Consider the following 23,252-nt stretch of genomic DNA (forward strand, 5'->3'; position numbering starts at 1 on the left):
AGGGCCGCTTTGACGTCGGCGACGAAAAAAACTACTACGCCATCGAAGAGCCCACCAGCCTGAACACACTCTCGCTGCTGCCCGACCTGATGAAGATCGGCGTGCGCGCCATCAAGGTCGAAGGCCGCCAGCGCAGCCCGGCCTATGTGGCGCAAGTGACCAAAGTGTTGCGTGCGGCCATCGACAGCTGCCGTGCCAATCCGCTCCACTACAAGGCTAAAACCGAATGGTTCAGCGACCTCGACAAGGTCGCCGAAGGCCAGCAGCACACGCTGGGCGCCTACCACCGGCCCTGGAAATGAAGGACACACGAAAAGCCACCCCAGCGTCGTTGCGTGCGTCCTTTAAAAGTTGAAAATTAATATGAAATTAGCTCTAGGTCCCATCCAATACTACTGGCCGCGCGACGAGGTGCTGGCTTTTTATGAAGCCGTGGCGCAGTCGCCGGTGGACATTGTTTATCTGGGCGAAGCCGTTTGTTCGCGCCGCCACGAGGTGCGCTTGAGCGACTGGCTCGACATTGCGGCGGTGCTGCGCGAGGCCGGCAAGGAAGTCGTGCTGTCGACCCAGGTGCTGATCGAATCGGGTGCCGATGTCACGGTGCTGCACAAGATCTGCGCCAACGGGACGTTCATGGTCGAAGCCAACGACATGGGCGCGGTGCATTGTCTGGAGGGCAAAGTGCCCTTTGTCGCCGGGCCGCATCTCAACATCTACAACCTGCCGACGTTGCAATGGATGGCGGCGCTGGGGGTGCATCGCTGGGTGATGCCGCTGGAAATGGGGCGCGACGATCTGACCTTGCTGCTGGCAGACTGCCCGCCAGGGGTGCAGACCGAGGTGTTCGCCTATGGCCGTATGCCGCTGGCGTTTTCGGCGCGCTGCTTTACCGCGCGGCACTGCAATCTGCCCAAAGACGACTGCCAGTTCAAGTGCATCGAGCACCCCGATGGCCTGCTGATGCGCACCCGTGAGAATGAGGAATTCCTGGTCCTCAACGGCATCCAGACCCAATCGGCCCGCGTGCACAACCTGCTGCCCGAGTTGCCCGCCCTGCGCGCCATGGGCGTCGATGTGGTGCGCATCAGCCCGCAGTCGCAGCACACGCTGCGCATCGTCGACCTGTTTCAAAACGTGATCCAGGGGCGCACCGACGCGGCTGCGGCCAATACCGAACTGCTGGGACTGATGCCCGAGAAACCCTGCAACGGTTACTGGTACGGCAAACCCGGACTGGAGCAGGTGAGCGCTAGTGCCTTGTCCGTGCCGGCCTGAAGGAGACCCCCTATGAGTGAAAAAACATGGCTGATCCCCAAACCCGTCGGGCAAGTGCTGGGGCGTCTGCCCGGTTTCCCCGGGTCGATGATGTTTGTCACGGCGCTGAATCTGGCGCTGGCCAAACAACTCAACGCCGACGTCACGCAGATGCTGATCGGTAAAAAGCTGCGCCTGTGTGTGCTTGACGCGCAATGGACATTTGATTTTGCGTGGCGCAACAGCCGCTTCGTGGCCTGCCAGAACGCCGGCGCGGCCGATCTCACCATCAGCGCCAGCGCGCATGATTTCGTCAAACTGGCACGCCGCCAGGAAGACCCCGACACGCTGTTTTTCAACCGCCGGCTGACCATGGAAGGCGACACCGAACTGGGCCTGCTGGTGAAAAACACCATTGATGCGATTGAGCTGCCGGTCATGAACCTGGAACCGTTCCGGCCGCAGCACGTCATGGCGCAGGCCCGGGCGCATTTCAAGTCGATGTTGTCAAACCTGAAACCACGCTAGGCCATCATGACCGAGCCCACCGCGCCAGGCAAACGCATCATCGTCGCCATTTCGGGCGCCAGCGGTGCCGTCTATGGTGTACGGCTGTTGCAGAGTTTGCGTGAGCTGGGCCATGTGCAAACGCATCTGGTGGTGTCGGAGGCGGGCTGGCTCAATGTGCAGCAGGAGCTGGATCTGCCGCGTACCGAGGTTGAAGCGCTGGCCGATGTGGTCTACCCGGTGCGCGACATTGGCAGCGCCATTGCCAGCGGCTCCTTCCGCTGCGACGGCATGGTGATCGCACCCTGCTCCATGCGCACCCTGGCGGCTGTGGCCTTGGGCCTGTCTGACAACCTGATCACGCGCGCCGCCGATGTCATGCTCAAGGAGCGCCGCCGGCTGATTCTGATGGTGCGCGAAACGCCTTTGAGTCTGGCGCATCTGCGCAACATGACCAGCGTGACCGAGATGGGCGGCATCGTCTTTCCGCCGGTGCCGGGCTTTTACCAGCGGCCGCAAACGATTGACGAGTTGGTCGGTCACACCGTGAGCCGGGTGCTGGACTTGCTGGACTTGCCGCAGGCCGATGCAGCGCGCTGGAACGGGCTGTAAACCCCGTCATGAAACCCGCAAGGCAGGCAGTCTGGGCGGCTTCTTCATACTGGGGTACCAGAATTCATCAGCCGCCCAGACTGCCAACCTTGCTGGACGCCGTGCGAAATCACACAATTTTTTATTTCTTGGTATTCAAGAATGCAAAATCAAGCACACCTGTCGGCGCAGCAGCCGGATGGGGTGGCCCCCGATTTCTGGTACTCCAGTATGAGGGGGACGCCCCATCCGGCTGCTGCGCAGCGCACGTCCACAGCGCCACTCCCAATTTAATTGGAATCTGACCCCCATTAATTTCATCACCATGGCCTACCGCGACCTCCGAGACTTCATCAACCAACTCGAACAATTGGGCGAGCTCAAACGCGTCCAGCCAGCGGTCTCGCCGCACCTGGAAATGACCGCCCTGTGTGACCGCACGCTGCGCGCCGGTGGCCCGGCCTTGCTGTTCGAGCGTCCCACCGGCCACAGCATCCCAGTGCTGGGCAACCTGTTTGGAACGACGCGTCGCGTCGCCCTGGGCATGGGTGTCAATGATGTGGGCGAGCTGCGCCAGTTTGGCCATGTGCTGGCCACGCTCAAGGAACCCGAGGCACCTAAAGGATTCAAGGAACTGATCGGCATGGGCAGCCTGGTCAAGACCCTGTGGGCCATGGCGCCCAGGGAAATGCGCAGCGCACCCTGCCAGGAAATCGTGTGGGAAGGCGCTGACGTCGACCTGGCGCGGCTGCCGATCCAGCATTGCTGGCCCGGCGACGTGGCGCCGCTCATCACCTGGGGCCTGGTGATCACCAAAGGGCCGCACAAGGCGCGGCAAAACCTCGGCATCTACCGCCAGCAGGTGCTGGCCCGCAACAAAGTCATCATGCGCTGGCTGCCGCACCGCGGCGGCGCGCTCGACTTCCGCGATCACACCCAGCAGAACCCGGGCCAACCCTACCCGGTATGCGTCGCCCTGGGCGCCGACCCGGCCACCATTCTGGGCGCGGTGACGCCAGTGCCCGACAGTTTGAGTGAATACCAGTTTGCCGGGCTGTTGCGCGGCAGCCGCACCGAACTGGTCAAGGCTTTGGGCAGCGAACTGCGCGTGCCGGCCTTTGCCGAGATCGTGCTGGAAGGCCACATCAACCCGGACGCCACGCACAAAAGCGGCTTTGAACACGCCCTGGAAGGCCCGTATGGCGACCACACCGGCTACTACAACGAGCAGGCCGAATTTCCGGTCTTCACCATCGACCGCATCACCCAGCGCGTGGACCCCATCTACCACTCGACCTACACCGGCAAGCCGCCCGACGAGCCCGCCATGCTGGCGCTGGCACTAAACGAGCTGTTTGTGCCGCTGCTGCAGCGCCAGTACCCCGAGATCACCGACTTTTACCTGCCGCCCGAAGGCTGCAGTTACCGCATGGCGGTGGTCAGCATCAAGAAGGCCTACCCCGGCCACGCCCGCCGGGTGATGTTTGGCATCTGGAGCTTTTTGCGCCAGTTCATGTACACCAAGTTCATCGTGGTGGTCGACGACGATATCAACCCGCGCGACTGGAAAGACGTGATCTGGGCCATCACCACCCGGGTCGATCCGACGCGGGACACCTTGCTGGCCGACAACACGCCAATTGACTACCTCGACTTTGCCTCACCGGTAAGCGGGCTGGGCAGCAAGATGGGCATCGACGCCACCAGCAAGTGGCCCGGCGAGACATCCCGCGAATGGGGCCGGCCCTTGACCATGAGCGCCGATGTCACCGCCAAAATAGACCAGCTTTGGCAGACGCTGGGGCTGTAGCCTGACGCCTGACTCAAAGGCTTACAGCCAGCGCACCGAACCCCGATAGGCATGCCAGGTGGCATGCCCGAGCAGCGGCCCCACCAGCACCAGACCCAACGCCCAGGGCAGCAGCAAGGCGCCCGTCACCAGGGCCACAATCAGCGCGCCCCACAGCAACATGACGCCGGGCTGCGTCACCACCACTTCGATGCTGCTGATGGCCGCCGTGATGGCATCGGTGTCGCGGTCCAGAATCATCGGGATCGAGACCACGGTGATGGCAAACACCAGTGCGGCAAAGGCGCCGCCCACCAGCGTGTAGGCCAGCACAAACTCCCAGTTGTCCGGATTGAAAACGGCTTGCACCACACCCACCGAAGACGGCATGCCGGTGTTGAAAAACACCGCAATCACCACCAGCGAGGCCCGACCCCACAACAACTCCAGCACAATCAACACCCCCACCAGCAGGCCCATGCTGCGCAGGTGGGTTTTCCAGCACGTCATGGAACTGGCAAACCCGGGCACCAGACCAAGTTCACGACGACGACTCACCTCATAGAGTCCCATGGCCAGGAACGGCCCGACCAGCAGGCAACCCGAGGCAATCGTCATGGTGTACTCGGGGCGGGAACGGAACACAGCGCCCAGAATGAGCGCCATGCACCAGAACGACAGGCCGTAAAACAGACTGATACCCGGATGTGCGGCCAGATCACGCCAGCCCTGCAGCAGCCAGCCAGGCGGCGCCGACCATGCCAGGGCAATGACCTCCCTGGGGGGCGTCTCGGACGGCGGTGGCACATACAGCGGAGGCGGTACTTCTGGCGGAAAATCACTCATGCAGGAAGCTTAACGGGTCAGCACCCATCCAGCTATTCAGGAAAACACCAGTATTGTTCGTGTCATACCCGGCAATGGCACGCCATTGCAATAATGCCTGTTGCAATGTTTAATATTCGCTAAAATTTAACAAAACTAAAAAATTAATGTAGAACATTAAGTTCAACAGGAGCCTCCTTATGGCATCCGTCATCATTGAAAAATCGTTTTGCACCACCCGGGAGGCCGCCAAATTGCTGGGCGTGTCGGTGGGCACCGTGCAGCTTTGGGTTGAAAGTGGTCTGCTGCGGGCCTGGAAAACTGCGGGGGGTCACCGCCGTGTGATGCGCGATTCGGTGGACCAATTGCTGCGCAAGGAACCGGCTCCCCCCTTCACGCCAGCGCTTGCCGATCCCTTGCCCAACCAGCAACGTCCGCTCAAGATCATGGTATTGGAAGACGATGCCGAACTGTTGCACCTGTACCAGGCCAAGCTGTCAAGCTGGCCTATGCCCACTAAGGTCATCGGCATGTACAACGCCGTCACCGCCCTGCTGGCGATCGGCCGGGGCGGCCCAGACCTGTTGATCACCGACCTGAACATGCCGGAGGTGGATGGTTTTAGCATGCTGCGCATCCTGCACCACGCACCCGAACTGGTCCATACCACCATCGTGGTGGTGACCGGCCTTGATGGGGCAGCCATAGCCGCGCGTGGCGGCCTGCCGCCCGACATTCAGGTCCTGGCAAAACCCATTCCCTTTGAGCGACTGCAAGGCATTGCCGCCGGCATCGTCAACCAGAGCCGCTTTTTACTCAATGCCAATGCACCCGCATAGATTGCCTTGACGATCAAAAACAAACTTGACACAACAGCACTTGGTACGCGAACACACAGACAGGAATCAATGGCAGATTTAGTCTTGAAGCATCACTTCAGGAAGCGCGATCATGACTATTTTCTTTATTCCATTTCACCATCGCACCATGGTGGCAGCAGCCGCTTTGTCGTGCGCTGCTGCGGCACTGGCAGCGCCGCCAACTGCGGCGAGCGAGGCGCAGGCAAGGTACCGCGAAGATATGGCTGCGTGCAACAGCGGCCAAAGCAACCAGGACCTTGCCACTTGCCGCCGCGAGGCGGGCAGCGCCCTGTCGGAGGCCAGACGCGGCCGCCTGAACGACGCGCCGGGACAATACCAACAAAATGCGCTGCTGCGCTGCAACCTGCATCAGGGTGATGACCGTCTGGCCTGTGAAACACGCATGAGCGCCGACGGCACGGCGCAAGGCAGCGTCGCAGAAGGCGGCATCCTGCGCCAGGGTGTGACCATCACGCCGGTCAAATAAGTCCGGTTAACGCGGTTTTTGGGCTTGCTGGACAATTCGGCTTTTTAAAGCCATTGACCAGCCCACCCATGACCGCTACGCTCAAAATCGATTTTGTATCCGACATCTCCTGCCCCTGGTGCGCCATCGGTCTGGCCGCATTGGAGCAGGCCCTCACCAACCTGCAGGGCGAAGTGGACGTGCAGCTGCACCTGCAACCTTTTGAGCTCAACCCGCAGATGCCGGCCGGCGGTCAGGACATCAGCGAGCATTTGACGCAAAAATACGGCTCGACCGCGCAGCAGCAGGCGCAGATCCGTGACACCATCCGCCAGCGCGGGGCCGATGTGGGTTTTGCCTTCAATCCATCGGGGCGCGGCCGCATCTACAACACCTTTGCCGCACACCGCCTGTTGCACTGGGCCGGGCTGGCATCACCGGAGCGGCAACTGGCTCTGAAGAAAGCCTTGCTGGTGGCCTGCCACAGCGACAGCCAGGCCATGGAATCACCCGAGGTGTTGCTGGCAGCCGTGGCGCAAGCCGGGCTGGACGTGATGCGCGCAAAGAACATTTTGGCCAGTGATGAGTTCACACGGGAGGTGCGTGAAGCCCAGGCATTCTACGCCCGCCAGGGCATCCACTCGGTGCCCGCCGTCATCATCAACGACCGTCATCTGATCTCGGGTGGCCAGCCGGTTGCCGTGTTCGAACAAGCGCTGCGCCAAATTGCGGCGACGCTGGTTTAGGCCCATCGCCGGGTGACGTTCACCCGCGCCCCTTTTCTTATCTGCCTGCCACGGTCAGGGTCGGCTTTTCCGCGTTGCCGGCGCGCGGGCCGGGCGAGGCGCCAAACTGAATATCGCCAGACAGTTGACCACCCTCTTCAATAACCAATTTGCCATAACGAATCTTGCCCGTCACCTTGCCAGTGGCATAGATCACCAGCTTCTGGCGGACCGTCAAATTGCCGTCAAACTGGCCATGAATCTCGGCGATGTCGATCTCGGCTGAACCCTTGAAAGAGCCTTGCTCCGCAATTTCCATCAGCCGCGAATCCATGGTTGCCTCGACCAGCCCCTCGACCACCAACGTGTCGCAGTCCGTGATCTCCACGCCTTTGAGCTTGATGTTGGGCCCTACGATGAGCTTGCTGCCGCCAACCGGTGCAGGCGCAGCTGCGCTGGCGCTGGCAGCCACGTTGGCAGGACTCGTCCCCTGCTGGGTCGCCGTGCCGCTGGATGCGCCATAACCAGCGCCTTGCGCCGGCAGGGGAACCACATGCCTGGCCGCAGCAAGCTCGGTTTCGCGTTTATTGAAGAAGTTCGGTGACATTGCCATTGGTTTCCTTTGAAAAAAACCTCATGCTATGCGCCGCGGCGCTCAAAGTCGCCACTGAAAATGCAAGTTCTGTAACAGGATGCGCACCCTTCCCGCCTGGTGACCGACTTCTTCGCGTTAATGGAATTTGCACCTGTCGTGCTTGTAATTGCGTGGTCATGTGAATGACGCCTTGTGGTTTCTACATTAACACCAGTGACGCAGCATTTGTGTCACCGCCCCTTGGAAAGTATCCGCTGGGGCTGTCAACCACACCAAGGAGTTTTATCATGTCCATTCGCAAATCCCTGATCGCTTTGAGTCTTGTTGCCACCGCGCTATCTGCGGTCGCCGCCGGCGACGCCGACAAAGTGCAGTCCATCCAATTGAAGGACGGCACCACGATGCACCACTACAAAGACGGCAAGATGTCCATGGAGGACAAAAACGGCAAAATTGTCTATATGAAAGAGGGCGTGAAAATGGAGGCCACTGACGGCAAAACCATCACCATGTCGGGCAACGAGGTCGCGCGCTTGTTCCTGGAAAAGTACCAAGCCAACAGGCCTTGAGCATCTGAATGATGCGGTCTACGCCAGCATGGGGGAATGAGGCAGTCTGATGGTAAATTTTGTGACCGCACCAGAAGAAGTTGCCACAATGGTGCCCCCATGCCCCACGATGATGGACTTGGTAATGGCCAAGCCCAAGCCCGTGCCATCACCGTGCTGACGTGCTGGGTCCAACCGGAAGAAGCGGTCAAAAATGCGCTCCAGAAATTCAGGGGCAATGGTATCGCCCACATTTTCCACCGTCACCGTTAACGCGTCAGATGCCTGCCCCAGTGTCACCCGCACGCAGCTGTCCGGGTTGGCATGGCGTATCGCATTGGACAGCAGGTTGCCCAGAGCCCGGCGCAACATCAGGCGGTCGGCCAGCAGCGGCACAGCGCTCGGGCCGCTCAGGCTGAGCTGCAAATGTTTTTCATCGGCCACGGCTTCGTAATAATCAAACAAGGCGCGAACCTCCTTGGTCAGGTCAACGGCCTCCCGGCTCGGTACCACCAGACCATTTTCTGCCTTGGCAAGCAGCAACATGTCAGAAATCATGCGCGCCATGCGTTCCAGTTCTTCAGCATTGGATTCGAGCACACTGCGGTATTCAGCGACATCACGCGGGCGCGACAAGACCACCTGGGTCTGCGTCATCAGATTGCTCACAGGGGTGCGCAACTCGTGCGCGATGTCGCTTGAAAAATCAGACAGGCGCGTGAAAGCCTCATCAAGTCGCGCCAGCATGTCGTTGAGCGACTGCGCCAGCTCAGCCAACTCCACCGGCATATGCTGCACCTGCAGACGATGACTGAGCTGCTGCGCCGTCACCACCTGGGCCTGCTCGCGCATCGTGCGCAAGGGCATGAGTCCCCGGCGCACCGCAGCCCAGCCCAGCACACCAGTCAGTGCCACGGCCGCGGCCACAAACAACCACAGTGTTTTAAGGAACGCGCTCAAGTAAGCGGTGTGCTGCGCGATGTCAGTTGCCACAGCGACATACACATTGACCGCAAGGCCGTTGCTGTCCAACGTAGCCGTGGGAATTTGCGCCGCCAAACCTCGGTAAGTCTGACTGCCCTGCGTCCATAAACCCGACCGGCCAGGTGTTCGCGCGGCCTGAGAGATCACCACCTCAGGGCTGAAGTCGGCATTGCCTGTCGCAAAAATAACCGATTGATCCGCATCGATCACCATCACCTCCAGCCCTTGGTGACCGACCAATGACTGTGCCAATTGGTGGGTAAATTGCGTTAGCCCCTCATGGGAAGTCACAGCAAGGAAGGCTTGCCGGGTCAACTCCATCTTGCCGGAGAGCACTTCCATGTCGAGCTCTTCAAAGTGTTGCTCCACCGAGGCGGCAATGACGAAACCAAGCGCCAGCAGCACCGACGATGCCGCCGAGACAAACATCAGCGTCAGGCGCTGCGTCAGGGAAATCCGGCTCACGCTGCGCAAGTCGGATCCTCCAGCACGTAGCCCATGCCGCGCACCGTGCGGATCAGTTTGGGCTCGAACATGTCGTCCACCTTGGCGCGCAGCCTGCGCATGGCGACTTCAATGACGTTGGTGTCAGAGTCAAAGTTCATGTCCCACACCTGCGAGGCAATCAGTGAGCGCGGCAGCACCTCGCCCTGGCGGCGCAGCAGCAATTCGAGCAGGGCAAATTCCTTGGCGGTCAGGTCGATGCGTTGTCCGGCGCGGCTGACACGCCTGCGCAGCAAGTCCAGCTCCAGATTGGCCGCGCGCAAAAAGGGGTCGGTCGGCGCCTTGCCACCACGGCGCAACAGCGTGCGCACCCGTGCCAGTAACTCGGAAAACGCAAAGGGTTTGAGTAAATAGTCATCGGCACCCAGCTCCAGCCCCTTGACGCGGTCGTCCACCGCATCACGGGCGGTCAAAAACATGACTGGCATGTCCTTGCCGGAGCGGCGAATGCCGGCCAGCACCCCCCAGCCATCGATGCCGGGCAGCATCACGTCCAGAATCGCCAGATCGTAGTTTTCAGTCAAAGCAAGATGGAGCCCGTCAACGCCATCGCGGGCCAGATCAACCATGAACCCGGCCTCGGTCAGGCCTTGTTTCAGGTAGTCCCCGGTTTTGAGTTCGTCCTCGACGATGAGGATTTTCATGACAGTTTTTCTTTCTGGGTCAAGCCTTGGCTATTCTGCCTTGATGCGGGCAGATTTCGCCAGGACGGAAAAAATAAGCGGCGCCAGGATCAGCATTTGCAGCCTGGGCATTCAGCGCAGCCGCAGCGCGTTGCCAATGACCGACGCCGAGCTAAAACTCATGGCCAGGGCGGCAATCAACGGCGACAGCAGCCAGCCCGTGAGCGGGTACAAGACACCGGCGGCAATCGGAATCCCCAGGGCGTTGTACAAAAAGGCAAAAACCAGGTTCTGCTTCATGTTCCTGACCGTCGCGTGCGACAGCAGGATCGCCGCGCTGATGCCGCGCAAATCACCCTTGATCAGCGTCACCTGGGCGCTGTTCATGGCCACATCGGTGCCGGTCCCCATGGCGATGCCGACATCGGCTTTGGCCAGCGCCGGGGCGTCGTTGATGCCGTCACCCGCCATGGCGACGACGCGGCCCTCGTTTTGCAGACGCGTGACCAGCGCCAGTTTGTCGGCGGGTTTGACTTCACCGCGCACTTCGTTGATGCCCAATTGCTGGGCCACGGCCTTGGCCGTGGTCAAGCCGTCGCCGGTTGCCATGATGATGCGCAAACCCGCTTTTTGCAAGGCCGCCAAAGCCTCGGGTGTGCTGCTCTTGACGGGATCAGAGACGGCCAACAAGCCGAGCAATTGCGCGCCGCTGGCCAGGTACATCACGCTGGCACCCTCGGCGCGCAAGGCTTCAGCCTGGCTCACCAAGGGTGCCAACACCACACCCATTTGCTGCATCAGCGTGGTGTTGCCCAAGGCCAAAGACTGTGCCCCAATTTGACCGCGCACGCCGATGCCGGAGCCCGACTCGAACGCCTCGGCTTTCTCCAGGGCCAGTCCGCGCTCCCGGGCGGCACTTACCAGGGCTTGGGCCAGCGGATGTTCACTGCCCTGGTCCAGGCTGGCAGCCAGGCGCAGCACCTCGTCGGCATCGCCGCCGGGCGCGGCAACAGCGCGGTTAAAGGCGGGTCTGCCTTCAGTGAGGGTGCCGGTCTTGTCGACAATCAGCGTGTCCACCTTGCGCAGGTTCTCGATGGCTGCGGCATCGCGGAACAACACCCCTTGCGCTGCGCCCTTGCCGGTGGCGACCATGATCGACATCGGGGTGGCCAGCCCCAGGGCGCAGGGGCAGGCAATGATTAGCACCGCCACCGCATTGATCAGGCCGAAAACCCAACTGGGCTCAGGGCCAAACCAGCCCCACACCAGAAAGGTCGCCACCGCGATCGCCACCACGGCGACGACAAAGTAGCCCGCCACCACGTCGGCCATGCGCTGCATGGGGGCGCGGGAGCGCTGCGCCTGCGCCACCATTTGCACGATCTGCGACAACATGGTGGCTGCGCCAACGCGCTCCGAGCGCATCACCAGGGCGCCGCTGGTGTTCATGGTGGCGCCAATCACCTTGTCGCCCACGCGCTTGGTCACCGGCATCGGCTCCCCCGTGAGCATGGACTCGTCGACGGCACTGCTGCCTTCAATGACCTCGCCGTCCACCGGCACCTTTTCACCGGGGCGCACGCGCAAACTGTCGCCCACATGCACGCTGGACAAGGGCACATCTTCTTCAGCACCGTCGGCCCGGATGCGCCGGGCGGTCTTGGGTGCCAGACCGAGCAGGGATTTGATCGCGGCAGAGGTTTGCGAGCGCGCCTTGAGTTCGAGCATCTGGCCCATCAGGGTGAGTGAAATAATGACGGCCGCCGCCTCGAAGTACACCGCGACGCGCCCCATCGTGATAAAAGAGTCCGGAAATACCTGGGGTGCCACAGCCGCCACCACGCTGTAGCCATAAGCGGCGCCCGTGCCCAGCCCAATCAGGGTCCACATGTTGGGGCTGCGGTTCAACACCGACTGCCAGCCGCGCACAAAGAACGGCCAACCCGCCCACAACACAATGGGGGTTGCCAACACCAGTTCCAGCCAACTCTGTTGCGTCATGCTCAGCCATGGCTGGCGATGGCCGGCCATGGCCAGGACAAAAACCACTGCAGTCAGCGGCAGTGACCACCAGAAACGCCGCTGAAAATCGCGTAACTCTGTGTTGTCGTCCTCATCAAGACTTGGCAACACCGGCTCCAGCGTCATGCCGCACTTGGGACAGTTCCCCGGGTGATCCTGGCGCACCTCGGGGTGCATCGGGCAGGTGTACATGGTGCCGGGCGTATCGGCCAACTGCGCTTCGGGCGGTGCCGGAGGCGCTGCAGGGGCCAGGTATTGCCCCGGATTGGCGGCAAATTTGCCTTGGCACCTGGCACTGCAAAAATAGTACGCTCGGCCCTCATGCTGCAGCGTGTGCCCGGACGATTCGGAGACGGTCATGCCGCATACCGGATCAAGCAATGGCAGGGGCGTGGTGCGGTTCATGGCAATCCTTGGTTCAATTCAGTGTTTCATCCGGACGCGACAACCTGGGTATAAAACGGGGTGTCACGCTGGCATAACGCTCATACGCCTGACCAAACAGGGCGCGCATGTCGGCTTCTTCGGTCAATGCCAATCGACCGTACATGACCAGCAGGATCGGGAACATGAGCAGCGTCAGCAGGGTTGGCCATTGCAGCAAGAAGCCCAGCAGAATCATCACAAAAGCCACGTACTGCGGGTGGCGAATCCGCGCATACGGCCCGCTCGTGGCCAGCGTTTTGCTGCGTTGCGCGTGGTACAAAACCCGCCACGCGCTGGACAACAAAATGAACCCAGCGGCCAGCAAGATGTAGCTGGCGATGTGCAGAAAACCAAAGTGCGGGTCGCCTTGCTCACCGAACAGGGTGGACCACAAGTGCCCCGATTCATGACTCAGGATATCGAGTCCGGGATAGTTGGTTTGCAGCCATCCCGACAGCAGGTAAATGGTGAGGGGGAAGCCGTACATCTCCACAAACAGCGCCACGATAAAGGCGGAAAACGCCCCGAACGTCCGCCAGTCCCGCGCGGTGGCAGGTTTGAAAAAGCTGTAGGCGAACATGATGAAAATGGTCGAGTTCAGCACCACCAGCACCCACAGACCATAGGCAGGCTGGCCATCGTTCATGGCGGCTCTCCTGGCTTGGCTGGCGGTGTTGGCGCTGCGCCATTGCCCGGCGCGTGCTTATGTCCATCATGGCCGTGGTGCATGAACAAATGCATCAGGGGGCAAGCAGCCAGCAGCAGATAAGGCAACGCACCCAAGGTGTGCGCCAAGTGCTCGGTCAACAAAAAGTAGCTGGCAACGGCAGCCATGACGACCAAGCCTATGGCGTAGCGCGAACGCCAGAAACCGGGTGCTATGGCGGGCTCCACAGGGGTCGTGTTGGTGGCAGGAAATCTCATTTCCTTACCCCGCCGGGCAGTCTATTTTTCATCATTTGCATCTTCTCCGTGTGTTGGTCCATCGTGTCCTGATCGCCGACCAAAGCGGCGGTTCCGGCCAGTCTGTCAGGCATAGTTTTGATAGACGGATGTGCTGCCGTCTTTCCGCACCAGAAGCACTTGATAAGGATCTTTACGGCCTTTGTAGATCGGGCCATCCATGCCCGGCGAACCCACTTTCATTCCAGGCACGGTCAGGCCAAGGGCATCAGGCTTCTCGCGCAGCAGGCGTTTGATTTCGCGCACCGGGACATGGCCTTCAAGCACGTAGCCGGCCACGCGGGCGGTGTGGCATGACCCCAGTTGGGCCGGAAGACCCATTTGGGCGCGCACGCCCTTGTTGCCGGTATCAGACACCCGCACGGAAAACCCCGCTTTTTCCATCACCGCAATCCAGTCTTTGCAGCAGCCACAACTGGGATCTTTCCAGACTTCCATGGGAATGCTTTTCGGTGCGGCGGCCATGCCCGCCAGTGGCAGCATCAGTGCCCCCATGAGCCAAAAGCGACGGCTTGTCATTGTGCTTTCATGCATTTTCTGGTTCCTTTGTCTTTGATGAAACAACAAATGGAGTGTGTGACCGGGGTGTCGACTGCGACATGACCGCAGCATTACTTTTTTGTAATTTGCGCGACATCCGGCTGATACGCAAACACCAGCAAAATAAAACTTGTTTGATTTATATCAAAAGGATGCGAAATAGTGACTCTCAAATTTAAACCAAGAAACGTGTGGCCGGTCATTGCATGTGGCCTCGTCTCGATGTCCTTGGCATTGGCTGCACAGACGACACCTCCCGGTGCCGAGGCGGACTGGCGAAGCGCCAACGATGCGGTGGGACAACTCAAACGAGGCCATGCCGACGCGCTCAAATGGGAACAGGCCAACGTGTCGCCCTCGCTGCCGCAGAGCCCGGTGCCAGTCGGGCTCAAACTGCTGACGATTGAGGATGTGACCCGTCAGGCCTGGCGTGCGCACCGTGAGTTGGTTCATCCCTTGTCCCGCCTCGGCACGGCCAATGTGGCACTGATCGCGGAGGGTCGTTGGACAGAAGTTGATCCAGGCTTGCAGCGCCGGGTGGAGGGCATGGACGAGCTGCTGGAGGTGGCCGTGCTAGCGCGAAAAGCCTGGTTGCAAGCGGTTGCCACGCGCCAGGCACTGGCGCAGTACCGCGCAGCTTTGGACGCGGCCGAAGCTGCGCGCGAGTTGGGTCAACGTATGGTGAACGTGGGCAATTGGAGCAAACTGAAGCAAGCCCAGGTGCAGCTGGTGCAGTCATCCGCACAAATGAACCTGGTGCGCGCGCAGTACGCGGCAGACCAGGCGCAGGCCAGCCTCATCAAGACGCTTGGCTTAAAAGGTCAATATGCCCACGTGACGCTACCCGATGCGCTGCCAGATGTGCCCCAACAACTCCCCCCCATCACGGCATGGCAGCAACAGGCTTTGGCCATACAGGCGCAGCTGCCAGAGGTTGAGGGCATGCGCCATCAAGCCAACTTCGACATGGCGCTGGCGGCTTATCAGGCCAGCCACGCGCTGGTCAAGGGCACGCGCGATGAGGTGCTCAAGCTGCGTGAATTCATCAGCGAGGAAACACTCCTGCACTACAACGGCATGTTGAGCAGTGTTTGGGATCTGCTGGATCAATCGCGTAATCAGTCACAGGCCGTGATCGATGCCATCGGTGCTCAGCGTGACCTCTGGATCTCCGAGGCCGACCTGCAATGGGTGTTGCAAGGCGGTGAACCCGACAGTTTTGTATCGCTGGGTGGTGGCAGTGAAGCGGCCGCATCTGCTGCGCACTAATAATAAGAAGGCATGAACATGAATCTCAACTCACGTCGACATTTTTTTGCCGGTGCTGCCGCATCGGTGGCGGGCTTGGCCGTGGCGCGTTCGGCGCTGGCGGGCTTGCCCGAGCCCGTCATCCAGACCTCGGTGGCAACGGCACCGCCGTTGATCCCGACCACGGGCAGGCCCTATAACCCGGTCGTCACGCTGAATGGCTGGACCCTGCCCTGGCGCATGAACAACGGCGTCAAGGAATTCCACCTGGTGGCCGAGCCGGTGGTGCGCGAAGTGTCGCCCGGCTTCAAGGTCAACATGTGGGGCTACAACGGGCAAAGCCCTGGCCCGACGATCGAAGTGGTCGAAGGCGACCGCGTGCGCATCTTCGTCACCAACAAGCTGCCCGAGCACACCACCATCCACTGGCATGGCCAGCGCCTGCCCAGCGGCATGGACGGCGTCGGCGGCCTCACGCAACGTGCCATACCGGTGGGCAAGACCTACGTCTACGAGTTCGAGGCGCGCCGCCCGGGCACCTTCATGTACCACCCGCACGCCGATGAAATGGTGCAAATGGCGATGGGCATGATGGGCATGTGGGTGACCCACCCCAAGGCCAGGCACCCCCACATCAGCGACGTGGACCGGGATTTCTGCTTTTTACTCAACGCTTTTGACGTCGAACCCGGCAGCAAAACGCCCAAGATCAACACCATGACGGACTTCAACATCTGGTGCTGGAACAGCCGTGTCTTTCCGGCCATCGACAGCTTGAACGTGCGTCTGAATGACCGCGTTCGCATTCGGATTGGCAATCTCACCATGACCAACCATCCGATTCATCTGCACGGGCACGAATTTCTCGTCACCGGCACCGACGGTGGTCCGACGCCGCCCAGCACCCGTTGGCACGAGGTCACGACCGATGTGGCGGTGGGGCAGATGCGACAAATTGAACTGGTTGCCGATGAAGAAGGCGACTGGGCCATGCACTGCCACAAGAGTCACCACACCATGAACGCCATGGGGCACGATGTACCAACCATGATCGGCGTGGATCACCGCGGACTGGTCGGGAAGATCCAGAAGGTCGCCCCCGACTACATGCTGATGGGCGAGCGCGGCATGGCCGACATGGGCGACATGCAGATGCCCATCCCCGACAACACCGCGCCCATGATGACCGGCACCGGCCAGTTCGGCCCGCTGGAAATGGGCGGCATGTTCACGGTCTTCAAGGTGCGCAAGGAGCAGAAACCGGGGAACTACAGCGACCCCGGACCCTATCAGTTTCCAGCCGGCACCGTGGCCTATGAGTGGCATGGCGCCACACCACAGACCACTCGCCCAACCGGCAGCGCCGAGACGGCGCCAGCCGCAGCAAGCGCCATCAAGCCCAATGGCAAAGGAGGCATGTCGCACTGACTGTAAAACACCTCCATAACCGCCATTTACCCAATCCCGTTAGCGTTATCAACCTTCTCTCAAAAATTAAACATGAAATTTGCAAAGCTCATCCCGTCCCATTCTTCCGCACTGATTTTTATCGCCTTGCTTGGCGCATCAGTTGCCGCATCGGCCGCCGGTGCTCATGGTGGCGGACATGGTGACTCGCCCATTGGCAAGCCCGGCGTTGCCTCCAAGGTCAGTCGCACGATCCATGTGGAGATGGCGAACGGCATGCGCTTCAAGCCCTCTGACATTCAGGTCAAAAAGGGTGAAACGATCCGATTTGTCCTGAAAAACACCGATAGCGTCAAACATGAATTCAGCCTGGGAACACAACAGGAGTTACTGGAACACTACGAAGTCATGAAGAAGTACCCCGACATGGAACACGACGAGCCGAACAAGATCAGTCTGGCGCCGGGCAAGCGGGGAGAAGTGATCTGGCAATTTACAAAAACAGTCGCTGTCGACTTTGCCTGTTTGCACCCAGGGCACTTGGAAGCCGGCATGAAGGGCCAAGTCATCGTAGCCGGTACGAAGAGCCAGGTCATCGTAGCCGCAAAGTAGGTTCAACCCGCTACAAGTTCCGTGGCTAGTACTTTTCTCAAGAGACATACCTCATGAAACAAACCAAGCTTTTGCTGGCTGCAACAGCCATCACCCTGACATCGCTGTTCTCCATACCCGTTTTGGCGCAAACAGCTCCGGACCAAAATCAAACAGAGAAGGCTGCCGAGCCCAGCCTGACCGATGGGGAAGTTCGAAAAATCGACAAAGAAGCCGGCAAGCTCACCATCAGGCATGGCGAGATCAAACACCTGGAAATGCCACCAATGACCATGATTTTCGTGGCCAGGGACAAGTCCATGCTCGACAAGGTCAAAACTGGCGACAAGGTACGCTTCATGGCCACTCACGAAAATGGCCAGATGATCGTCACAGACATACAGCCCATCAAGTAAGTTCTCGCCGGTTTTGACATGCATCGGCGCGGCATGCCCTGATCACCGTCTTGGCTAAGCGCCAGATCACCGAACGGTCATGATCGCCAGTTCGCCCCGAATCATGCAAGAAGAACGCCACTGCAGCGCGGCAGTCCATGCCGTCGGAAGTCATGGATTGCTTCACTTGCGTTCGCAATGACGCTGTTCTTTCACGTTAAATGACAAAAAAGTAATCTGGACGTCAGCTGGCAGTGAGGCCCTTTTCGGCATACTGACCCCCATTCGTTTTTATCTACTTTTCGTTAAAGGAAATCACGTGAAAATTTTTCTTGCACCTACCGTCATGGCGCTTGGTTTGGCTTTTTCAGCCTCTGCCATGGCACAAATGGATCACAACATGCACACGGCCCAAACCACAAAACCTGCCGCGGCATCAGTGGATGCCAGCGCCATGGGTGATGGCCTGGTGAAAAAAGTGGACAAAACCAAGGGCACGGTCACCCTGCAGCACGGGGCTTTGCCCAATGGCATGCCACCCATGACCATGGCCTACAAGGTGAAAGACACCGCCTGGCTCGAGCAACTGCAAGCGGGTCAGAAAATTCGTTTTGCCACCGACCCCAAGGATGGCGGCATGACAGTGTTGCGTTATGAGCTGGTGAAATAAAGCGCCTGGATTGCCACGTTGCTGACGTTTCTTTCCATGACCAATAAAAACAACACACCCTGGGCGCTGGTTTTTGGCGCCTGGCTGATCGCCGCCATGGCCACGCTGGGCGCCTTGTTCATGAGCGAGATCATGGGCTTTGCGCCTTGCGTCCTGTGCTGGTACCAGCGCATCTTCATGTTCCCGCTGGTGTTCGTGCTGGCGGCCGGGCTGTTTCCGCTGGATCCGAAAGTGCTGCGCTACGCCTTGCCGCTGGCGATCGGCGGTCTGCTGGTGGCCGGGTTTCATGTCTTGCTCATGATGGGCATCATTCCTGAAACCCTGGCGCCCTGTCGCCAGGGCATTCCCTGCAAAACCATCCAGGTTGAATGGTTTGGTTTTGTGACGATTCCCCTGCTCTCATTTCTGGCTTTTCTTACCATCAACGTCTTGCTGCTGGCAAGCACTATCAGGTCTTCCAAATGAAACAAAAAAATATTTTTCTCGCCGTTGCCGCCTTGCTGATTTTGGCTTTTGCCGGTGGCACGTTCATCTATCAAAAGCAGCAAAACGAACAGGCAGCCAAGCTGGCTGCGCAGAACATGGCCTCGCTGGTACGCGCCGACTCGCCAAGTTTTGGCGACGCCAACGCACCGGTGCACATCGTCGAGTTTTTTGACCCTGCATGCGGCACCTGCCGCGAGTTTTACCCCCTGGTCAAGTCCTTGATGGATACACACCCTGGCAAAATCCGGCTGACCATGCGCTACGCACCGTTTCACACCGGCTCTGACGCGGTGGTCAAGGTGCTGGAAGCTTCGCGCAAACAAGGCAAGTTCGAGGCCACACTCGAAGCCCTGTTCGCCCGCCAGGACGCCTGGGTACAAAACCATACCGCCAACGTCCAGTTGATCGGCCCGTTGCTGGCGCCCCTGGGGATGGATCTGGTTCAACTGCAAAACGATGCCAGTGCGCCTCAGGTCGCCACCATGATTACGCGTGATCTGGCTGACGCCAAAACCCTGAACGTGACCATGACGCCCGAGTACTTTGTCAATGGCAAGCCGCTGCCCCAGTTCGGCTTTGCCGAGCTGAAGCAACTGGTGGACGACGCCCTCGCCAACGCCAAGTAGGCACACCATGAAATACGCTTTGCAAACCACAGCGCTGGCCACGCTGTTGGTTCTGGCTGCGCCCATGCGCGCTTTGGCTGAAGAGTCCTTGCCCGGCGCCAGTGTCGAGAGTTTGCTGACCCTGGCCAGGGAACACAACCCCGACTACGCCAGCATGCGTTTCGAAGCGCAGGCGGCCACCGAGCGGATCGCGCCGGCGGGGGCGCTGATGGACCCCAAGTTCAGCGTCGAGTGGATGGACGTGACCAAAGACGGATCCCAATCGGCCACGCTGTGGCCCAGCGATGTTGGCAGCACCAAATACACGCTGATGCAGGACCTGCCCTGGTTTGGCAAACGCGACCTGAAGAAAAACATCGCCACCCAAGAGGCACAGGCCAGCCAGGGCAAGGCGCAGGGCACCTGGGCTGAACTGGCAGCCAAAGTCAAAACCACGCATGCGCAACGCTACTACCTGCACAACACACAAAAACTCACGCTGGAGTTGCTCGACCTGAGCACGCGGCTGGCCAACGTGGCGCAAGTACGCTATGCCGGCGGCCTGGCGATGCAGCAGGATGCCATTCGCGCGCAGCTGGAGCAGACCACCATGCAGACCGAACTGGTCGCGTTGCAAAGCGAGTCACGCCAGGTCGATGCCAGACTCAACGCCTTGCTGGCACGGGCCAGCAACACACCGCTGGCTGCGCCCGAACGCCTGCGCCCCGTGCCTGTTGCCGCCAAGCTCGACGCCGAGGCACTGATGGCGCGCGTGCAACAAGGCAACCCCCAGTTATTTGCCGAAGACTCTCGCATCAAGTCAGCCGAACTGGGCCGCGACCTGAGCCTGAAGAACCGCTACCCGGACTTCACGCTATCGATCTCGCCGACACAAATGCAGAGCCGCATCAGCGAATGGAGCTTGATGCTGACGGTCAACATCCCGCTGCAACAGGCATCGCGCCGCGCCGAAGAGCGCGAAGCGCAGGCCATGCTGTCTGCCGCCCAATCGCGCCGCGCCGCCACCGCCAATCAGGTGCTGTCCGAGCTGGCTGAAAACCTGGCCGGGCTCGACGCTGCGCAACGCACCGAGCAACTCGCCAAGAGCAGCCAGTTGCCGCAAGCCGAGCTGACGTTCCAGGCAGCGCTGGCAGGTTATGAAAACGGCAAGCTCGACTTTGCCACGCTGCTCGACGCCCAGCGCCAGGTGCGCCAGGCCAAGCAAGCGCAACTCAAGGCGCAACTGGAAGCGCAAATGAGACTCGCTGAAATTGAGAAATTAATCGGAGAAGAGTTATGAAATCAGGTACCGGATGGATGATTGGCGCGCTGCTTGCCGCGCTGGCTGGCGCAGGCGGTTATTACGCGGGCACACGTGGCCATGCCGGCAGCAGCACCGACCCGGCGGGGGCGCCAACGGCGGCAGCGTCCGGCACCGGCGATACAGCGGCCAAGCCCGGGAAAAAACTGCTCTATTACCGCAACCCGATGGGCTTGCCCGACACCTCGCCCACCCCCAAGAAAGACCCGATGGGCATGGACTACATCGCCGTCTATGCCGGTGGCGCCGATGAAGAAGAAACCCCCGCCAACCAAGTCAAGATCAGCACCGACAAAGTGCAGAAACTCGGGGTTCGCACCGAGGCCGCGCAACTGCGCACGCTCGACAAGCTGGTGCGCGCCTCCGGTCGCATTGAGCCCGACGAGCGCCGTGTGTACACCATCGCACCCAAGTTTGAAGGCTATGTCGAGCGCCTGCATGTCAACGTCACCGGTCAGGCGGTGGGCAGGGGCCAGGCGCTGTTTGAGGTTTACAGCCCGGAGCTGGTCTCGGCCCAGCGCGAATACGCGATTGCCATGCAGGGCGTGAACACCCTCAAGGACGCCGGCGGCCAGGCGCAGGCAGGCATGCAACAACTGGCCGATGCCAGCTTGCAGCGGCTGCGCAACTGGGACATTTCCGAGGCGCAGATCAAGGCCCTGGCCGACTCGGGTGCCACCACCCGCACACTCACCTTCCGCTCACCCGTGAGCGGCATCGTGATGGACAAGAAAGCCTTGCAAGGCATGCGCTTCATGCCCGGCGAGGCGCTGTACCAGATCGCCGATTTGTCGAGCGTGTGGGTCATTGCCGATGTCTTCGAGCAGGACATCGGACTGGTCAAAAACGGCAGCAAAGCCACGGTCAACATCAATGCCTATCCCGGCAAAGCCTTCGCCGGCCGGGTCACTTATGTCTACCCCACCCTCAGCGCCGAGACCCGTACCGTGCCGGTACGGGTGGAGCTGGCCAACCCCGGCGGGCTGCTCAAACCTGGCATGTTTGCCCAGGTGGAATTGCCCGTCACCGCCAAAGGTCAGGTCATCACAGTACCGGTGTCGGCAGTAATTGACAGCGGCACCCGGCAGATTGTTTTGATCGAACAAGGCGCTGGCCGATATGAGTCGCGTGAAGTCAAGCTGGGCGCACGCAGCGACACCCATGTGGAAGTGCTCGACGGCGTGGACGACGGCGAACCCGTGGTGGTGGCCGCCAACTTTTTGATCGACGCCGAAAGCAATCTGAAAGCGGCACTGGGCGGCCTGGGGAGCACGGCACCGGCCGCGGCCCCCGCGGCATCGGCAGCCAAAACGGTGGGCCACCAGGCCAGCGGCACGGTGGACGGCGTTGATTTGAAAGAAGGCACCGTCAGCTTGAATCACGGCCCGGTGGCCAGCCTCAAGTGGCCGGCCATGACGATGGAATTCAAGACCGCCAATGCGGCACTTCTGCAAAGCCTTAAACCCGGTACAAAAGTCACCGTCGAGTTCATCGAGCGCCAGCCCGGCGAATGGGTCATCACCAGCGTCAAGCCCTGATCATGCTTTCAAAAATCATCGACTGGTCTGGCCGCAACCGTTTTCTGGTGCTGCTGGCCACCCTGTTCATCGTGCTCGGCGGCATCTTTGCCGTGCTGCGCACGCCCATCGACGCGCTGCCCGACCTGTCGGACGTGCAGGTCATCGTTTACACCGAGGTCCCCGGCCAGGCACCGCAGGTGGTGGAAGACCAGGTCACCTACCCGCTCACCACGGCCATGCTGTCGGTGCCAAAATCAAAAGTGGTGCGCGGTTTCTCGTTCTTCGGCGCGTCCTTCGTCTACATCATTTTCGAGGACGGCACCGACATCTACTGGGCTCGCTCGCGCGTGCTGGAATACCTGAACTTTGCCTCCGGGCGCATGCCCAAGGGCATCTCGCCACAGATCGGTCCCGATGCCACGGGCGTGGGCTGGGTCTACCAGTACGCGCTGCTGGCCAAGGACAAAACACTGGCCGAGTTGCGCAGCATCCAGGACTGGTATGTGCGCTACCAGTTGACCAAGGCCCACGGCGTGGCCGAAGTGGCTTCGGTGGGCGGTTTTGTGCAAACCTACCAGGTGACGGTGGACCCGGTGAAGCTGCGCGCTTACAACATCCCCCTGATGAAAGTGGCCCAGGTGATCCGCGATTCAAACCGTGACGTGGGCGGTCGCGCGGTGGAAATGGCCGAGACCGAGTACATGGTGCGCGGCATGGGCTACCTGCGCGGCATAAGCGACATCGAAATGCTGGTGGTCAAGGCCGACAAAGGCACGCCGGTGCTGAT

27 protein-coding genes are annotated in these 23,252 nt (G+C 60.4%); 19 read left to right on the plus strand and 8 right to left on the minus strand.

The window, feature by feature from the left end; all coding sequences use genetic code 11:
• The 5 genes from NDI87_RS08485 to ubiD all read left to right on the plus strand — a co-directional run.
• The coding region (locus tag NDI87_RS08485) for a U32 family peptidase (RefSeq protein ID WP_296274731.1) at positions 1-302 on the plus strand (302 nt) is incomplete at its 5' end.
• Between the two features lie 61 nt (positions 303-363).
• A complete protein-coding gene (locus NDI87_RS08490) occupies positions 364-1,275 on the plus strand; it encodes a U32 family peptidase (RefSeq protein ID WP_296274733.1) in 912 nt (303 codons plus the stop codon).
• Between the two features lie 12 nt (positions 1,276-1,287).
• Positions 1,288-1,782 (plus strand): SCP2 sterol-binding domain-containing protein, encoded by a 495-nt coding sequence (locus NDI87_RS08495; protein WP_296274735.1) that lies wholly within the window; start codon positions 1,288-1,290, stop codon positions 1,780-1,782.
• 6 nt (positions 1,783-1,788) lie between these two features.
• Positions 1,789-2,373 (plus strand): UbiX family flavin prenyltransferase, encoded by a 585-nt coding sequence (locus NDI87_RS08500; RefSeq protein WP_296274739.1) that lies wholly within the window; start codon positions 1,789-1,791, stop codon positions 2,371-2,373.
• Positions 2,374-2,677: 304 nt separating this feature from the next.
• Positions 2,678-4,162, plus strand: coding sequence for a 4-hydroxy-3-polyprenylbenzoate decarboxylase (gene ubiD / locus NDI87_RS08505; RefSeq protein WP_296274741.1), 1,485 nt, complete (start codon positions 2,678-2,680; stop codon positions 4,160-4,162).
• A 21-nt stretch (positions 4,163-4,183) separates the two neighbouring features.
• Here the strand turns inward: ubiD and NDI87_RS08510 are convergent, their stop codons facing one another.
• A complete protein-coding gene (locus NDI87_RS08510) occupies positions 4,184-4,987 on the minus strand; it encodes a DUF2189 domain-containing protein (protein ID WP_296274742.1) in 804 nt (267 codons plus the stop codon).
• 179 nt (positions 4,988-5,166) lie between these two features.
• Here NDI87_RS08510 and NDI87_RS08515 point away from each other — a divergent pair, with 179 nt between their 5' ends.
• The 3 genes from NDI87_RS08515 (at position 5,167) to NDI87_RS08525 (ending at position 7,038) form a co-directional block, all read left to right on the plus strand.
• Positions 5,167-5,805: an excisionase family DNA-binding protein gene (locus tag NDI87_RS08515; RefSeq protein ID WP_296274743.1), complete on the plus strand. Its 639-nt coding sequence runs from the start codon at positions 5,167-5,169 to the stop codon at positions 5,803-5,805.
• 112 nt (positions 5,806-5,917) lie between these two features.
• Positions 5,918-6,313, plus strand: coding sequence for a hypothetical protein (locus NDI87_RS08520; RefSeq protein ID WP_296274744.1), 396 nt, complete (start codon positions 5,918-5,920; stop codon positions 6,311-6,313).
• A gap of 68 nt (positions 6,314-6,381) precedes the next feature.
• Positions 6,382-7,038 (plus strand): DsbA family oxidoreductase, encoded by a 657-nt coding sequence (locus tag NDI87_RS08525; protein ID WP_296274745.1) that lies wholly within the window; start codon positions 6,382-6,384, stop codon positions 7,036-7,038.
• A gap of 37 nt (positions 7,039-7,075) precedes the next feature.
• Here the strand turns inward: NDI87_RS08525 and NDI87_RS08530 are convergent, their stop codons facing one another.
• Positions 7,076-7,630 (minus strand): polymer-forming cytoskeletal protein, encoded by a 555-nt coding sequence (locus NDI87_RS08530; RefSeq protein WP_296274746.1) that lies wholly within the window; start codon positions 7,628-7,630, stop codon positions 7,076-7,078.
• Positions 7,631-7,899: 269 nt separating this feature from the next.
• On the opposite strand from NDI87_RS08530, the gene NDI87_RS08535 reads away from it, so the two are divergent.
• Positions 7,900-8,181 (plus strand): CopK family periplasmic copper-binding protein, encoded by a 282-nt coding sequence (locus tag NDI87_RS08535; protein ID WP_296274748.1) that lies wholly within the window; start codon positions 7,900-7,902, stop codon positions 8,179-8,181.
• Positions 8,182-8,199: 18 nt separating this feature from the next.
• Here NDI87_RS08535 and NDI87_RS08540 read toward each other — a convergent pair whose 3' ends face one another.
• The 6 genes from NDI87_RS08540 to NDI87_RS08565 form a co-directional block, all read right to left on the minus strand.
• Complete coding sequence (locus NDI87_RS08540) at positions 8,200-9,609, minus strand: heavy metal sensor histidine kinase (RefSeq protein WP_296274780.1); 1,410 nt, start codon at positions 9,607-9,609, stop codon at positions 8,200-8,202.
• Complete coding sequence (locus tag NDI87_RS08545) at positions 9,606-10,292, minus strand: heavy metal response regulator transcription factor (RefSeq protein ID WP_296274751.1); 687 nt, start codon at positions 10,290-10,292, stop codon at positions 9,606-9,608. The genes NDI87_RS08540 and NDI87_RS08545 overlap by 4 nt, the downstream gene beginning before the upstream one ends.
• A gap of 111 nt (positions 10,293-10,403) precedes the next feature.
• Entirely contained in the window at positions 10,404-12,698 is a 2,295-nt protein-coding gene (locus NDI87_RS08550; RefSeq protein ID WP_296274753.1) for a heavy metal translocating P-type ATPase, read from the minus strand.
• Positions 12,699-12,711: 13 nt separating this feature from the next.
• A complete protein-coding gene (locus tag NDI87_RS08555; RefSeq protein WP_296274755.1) occupies positions 12,712-13,365 on the minus strand; it encodes an isoprenylcysteine carboxylmethyltransferase family protein in 654 nt (217 codons plus the stop codon).
• A complete protein-coding gene (locus NDI87_RS08560) occupies positions 13,362-13,643 on the minus strand; it encodes a DUF2933 domain-containing protein (RefSeq protein ID WP_296274757.1) in 282 nt (93 codons plus the stop codon). Before NDI87_RS08560 ends, NDI87_RS08555 begins: the two co-directional genes overlap by 4 nt.
• Positions 13,644-13,748: 105 nt before the next feature.
• The gene (locus NDI87_RS08565; RefSeq protein ID WP_296274758.1) at positions 13,749-14,201 is read right to left on the minus strand and encodes a DUF411 domain-containing protein; all 453 of its coding nucleotides are present in this window, start codon (positions 14,199-14,201) and stop codon (positions 13,749-13,751) included.
• Positions 14,202-14,444: 243 nt separating this feature from the next.
• On the opposite strand from NDI87_RS08565, the gene NDI87_RS08570 reads away from it, so the two are divergent.
• The 10 genes from NDI87_RS08570 to NDI87_RS08615 form a co-directional block, all read left to right on the plus strand.
• Entirely contained in the window at positions 14,445-15,491 is a 1,047-nt protein-coding gene (locus tag NDI87_RS08570) for a TolC family protein (RefSeq protein ID WP_296274760.1), read from the plus strand.
• 18 nt (positions 15,492-15,509) lie between these two features.
• Positions 15,510-16,898 (plus strand): copper oxidase, encoded by a 1,389-nt coding sequence (locus NDI87_RS08575; RefSeq protein ID WP_296274762.1) that lies wholly within the window; start codon positions 15,510-15,512, stop codon positions 16,896-16,898.
• Positions 16,899-16,970: 72 nt separating this feature from the next.
• Positions 16,971-17,489, plus strand: a complete 519-nt coding sequence (locus tag NDI87_RS08580) for a cupredoxin family protein (RefSeq protein ID WP_296274764.1) — start codon at positions 16,971-16,973, stop codon at positions 17,487-17,489.
• Between the two features lie 53 nt (positions 17,490-17,542).
• Positions 17,543-17,884: a copper-binding protein gene (locus tag NDI87_RS08585; protein WP_296274766.1), complete on the plus strand. Its 342-nt coding sequence runs from the start codon at positions 17,543-17,545 to the stop codon at positions 17,882-17,884.
• A 298-nt stretch (positions 17,885-18,182) separates the two neighbouring features.
• The gene (locus NDI87_RS08590) at positions 18,183-18,533 is read left to right on the plus strand and encodes a copper-binding protein (protein ID WP_296274768.1); all 351 of its coding nucleotides are present in this window, start codon (positions 18,183-18,185) and stop codon (positions 18,531-18,533) included.
• A 36-nt stretch (positions 18,534-18,569) separates the two neighbouring features.
• On the plus strand, positions 18,570-18,998 hold the full coding sequence (locus NDI87_RS08595; protein ID WP_296274770.1) for a disulfide bond formation protein B: 429 nt from the start codon (positions 18,570-18,572) through the stop codon (positions 18,996-18,998).
• On the plus strand, positions 18,995-19,645 hold the full coding sequence (locus NDI87_RS08600) for a thioredoxin domain-containing protein (RefSeq protein ID WP_296274772.1): 651 nt from the start codon (positions 18,995-18,997) through the stop codon (positions 19,643-19,645). The genes NDI87_RS08595 and NDI87_RS08600 overlap by 4 nt, the downstream gene beginning before the upstream one ends.
• Before the next feature lie 7 nt (positions 19,646-19,652).
• Complete coding sequence (locus tag NDI87_RS08605) at positions 19,653-20,924, plus strand: TolC family protein (protein WP_296274774.1); 1,272 nt, start codon at positions 19,653-19,655, stop codon at positions 20,922-20,924.
• Positions 20,921-22,483, plus strand: coding sequence for an efflux RND transporter periplasmic adaptor subunit (locus NDI87_RS08610; protein ID WP_296274776.1), 1,563 nt, complete (start codon positions 20,921-20,923; stop codon positions 22,481-22,483). The genes NDI87_RS08605 and NDI87_RS08610 overlap by 4 nt, the downstream gene beginning before the upstream one ends.
• Before the next feature lie 2 nt (positions 22,484-22,485).
• A partial coding sequence (locus NDI87_RS08615; RefSeq protein WP_296274778.1) for an efflux RND transporter permease subunit occupies positions 22,486-23,252 on the plus strand: 767 nt, incomplete at its 3' end.

It is taken from the genome of Rhodoferax sp., from assembly GCF_023701345.1.
Lineage (GTDB): Bacteria > Pseudomonadota > Gammaproteobacteria > Burkholderiales > Burkholderiaceae_C > Rhodoferax.

Excerpts from the sequence above, each read along its gene's own strand:
- NDI87_RS08490 (WP_296274733.1), top strand. The coding sequence starts at position 364 with ATGAAATTAGCTCTAGGTCCCATCCAATACTACTGGCCGCGCGACGAG.
- NDI87_RS08495 (WP_296274735.1), top strand. The coding sequence starts at position 1,288 with ATGAGTGAAAAAACATGGCTGATCCCCAAACCCGTCGGGCAAGTGCTG.
- NDI87_RS08500 (WP_296274739.1), top strand. The coding sequence starts at position 1,789 with ATGACCGAGCCCACCGCGCCAGGCAAACGCATCATCGTCGCCATTTCG.
- ubiD (WP_296274741.1), top strand. The coding sequence starts at position 2,678 with ATGGCCTACCGCGACCTCCGAGACTTCATCAACCAACTCGAACAATTG.
- NDI87_RS08510 (WP_296274742.1), bottom strand. The coding sequence starts at position 4,987 with ATGAGTGATTTTCCGCCAGAAGTACCGCCTCCGCTGTATGTGCCACCG.
- NDI87_RS08515 (WP_296274743.1), top strand. The coding sequence starts at position 5,167 with ATGGCATCCGTCATCATTGAAAAATCGTTTTGCACCACCCGGGAGGCC.
- NDI87_RS08520 (WP_296274744.1), top strand. The coding sequence starts at position 5,918 with ATGACTATTTTCTTTATTCCATTTCACCATCGCACCATGGTGGCAGCA.
- NDI87_RS08525 (WP_296274745.1), top strand. The coding sequence starts at position 6,382 with ATGACCGCTACGCTCAAAATCGATTTTGTATCCGACATCTCCTGCCCC.
- NDI87_RS08530 (WP_296274746.1), bottom strand. The coding sequence starts at position 7,630 with ATGGCAATGTCACCGAACTTCTTCAATAAACGCGAAACCGAGCTTGCT.
- NDI87_RS08535 (WP_296274748.1), top strand. The coding sequence starts at position 7,900 with ATGTCCATTCGCAAATCCCTGATCGCTTTGAGTCTTGTTGCCACCGCG.
- NDI87_RS08545 (WP_296274751.1), bottom strand. The coding sequence starts at position 10,292 with ATGAAAATCCTCATCGTCGAGGACGAACTCAAAACCGGGGACTACCTG.
- NDI87_RS08550 (WP_296274753.1), bottom strand. The coding sequence starts at position 12,698 with ATGAACCGCACCACGCCCCTGCCATTGCTTGATCCGGTATGCGGCATG.
- NDI87_RS08555 (WP_296274755.1), bottom strand. The coding sequence starts at position 13,365 with ATGAACGATGGCCAGCCTGCCTATGGTCTGTGGGTGCTGGTGGTGCTG.
- NDI87_RS08560 (WP_296274757.1), bottom strand. The coding sequence starts at position 13,643 with ATGAGATTTCCTGCCACCAACACGACCCCTGTGGAGCCCGCCATAGCA.
- NDI87_RS08565 (WP_296274758.1), bottom strand. The coding sequence starts at position 14,201 with ATGACAAGCCGTCGCTTTTGGCTCATGGGGGCACTGATGCTGCCACTG.
- NDI87_RS08570 (WP_296274760.1), top strand. The coding sequence starts at position 14,445 with ATGTCCTTGGCATTGGCTGCACAGACGACACCTCCCGGTGCCGAGGCG.
- NDI87_RS08575 (WP_296274762.1), top strand. The coding sequence starts at position 15,510 with ATGAATCTCAACTCACGTCGACATTTTTTTGCCGGTGCTGCCGCATCG.
- NDI87_RS08580 (WP_296274764.1), top strand. The coding sequence starts at position 16,971 with ATGAAATTTGCAAAGCTCATCCCGTCCCATTCTTCCGCACTGATTTTT.
- NDI87_RS08585 (WP_296274766.1), top strand. The coding sequence starts at position 17,543 with ATGAAACAAACCAAGCTTTTGCTGGCTGCAACAGCCATCACCCTGACA.
- NDI87_RS08595 (WP_296274770.1), top strand. The coding sequence starts at position 18,570 with ATGACCAATAAAAACAACACACCCTGGGCGCTGGTTTTTGGCGCCTGG.
- NDI87_RS08600 (WP_296274772.1), top strand. The coding sequence starts at position 18,995 with ATGAAACAAAAAAATATTTTTCTCGCCGTTGCCGCCTTGCTGATTTTG.
- NDI87_RS08605 (WP_296274774.1), top strand. The coding sequence starts at position 19,653 with ATGAAATACGCTTTGCAAACCACAGCGCTGGCCACGCTGTTGGTTCTG.
- NDI87_RS08610 (WP_296274776.1), top strand. The coding sequence starts at position 20,921 with ATGAAATCAGGTACCGGATGGATGATTGGCGCGCTGCTTGCCGCGCTG.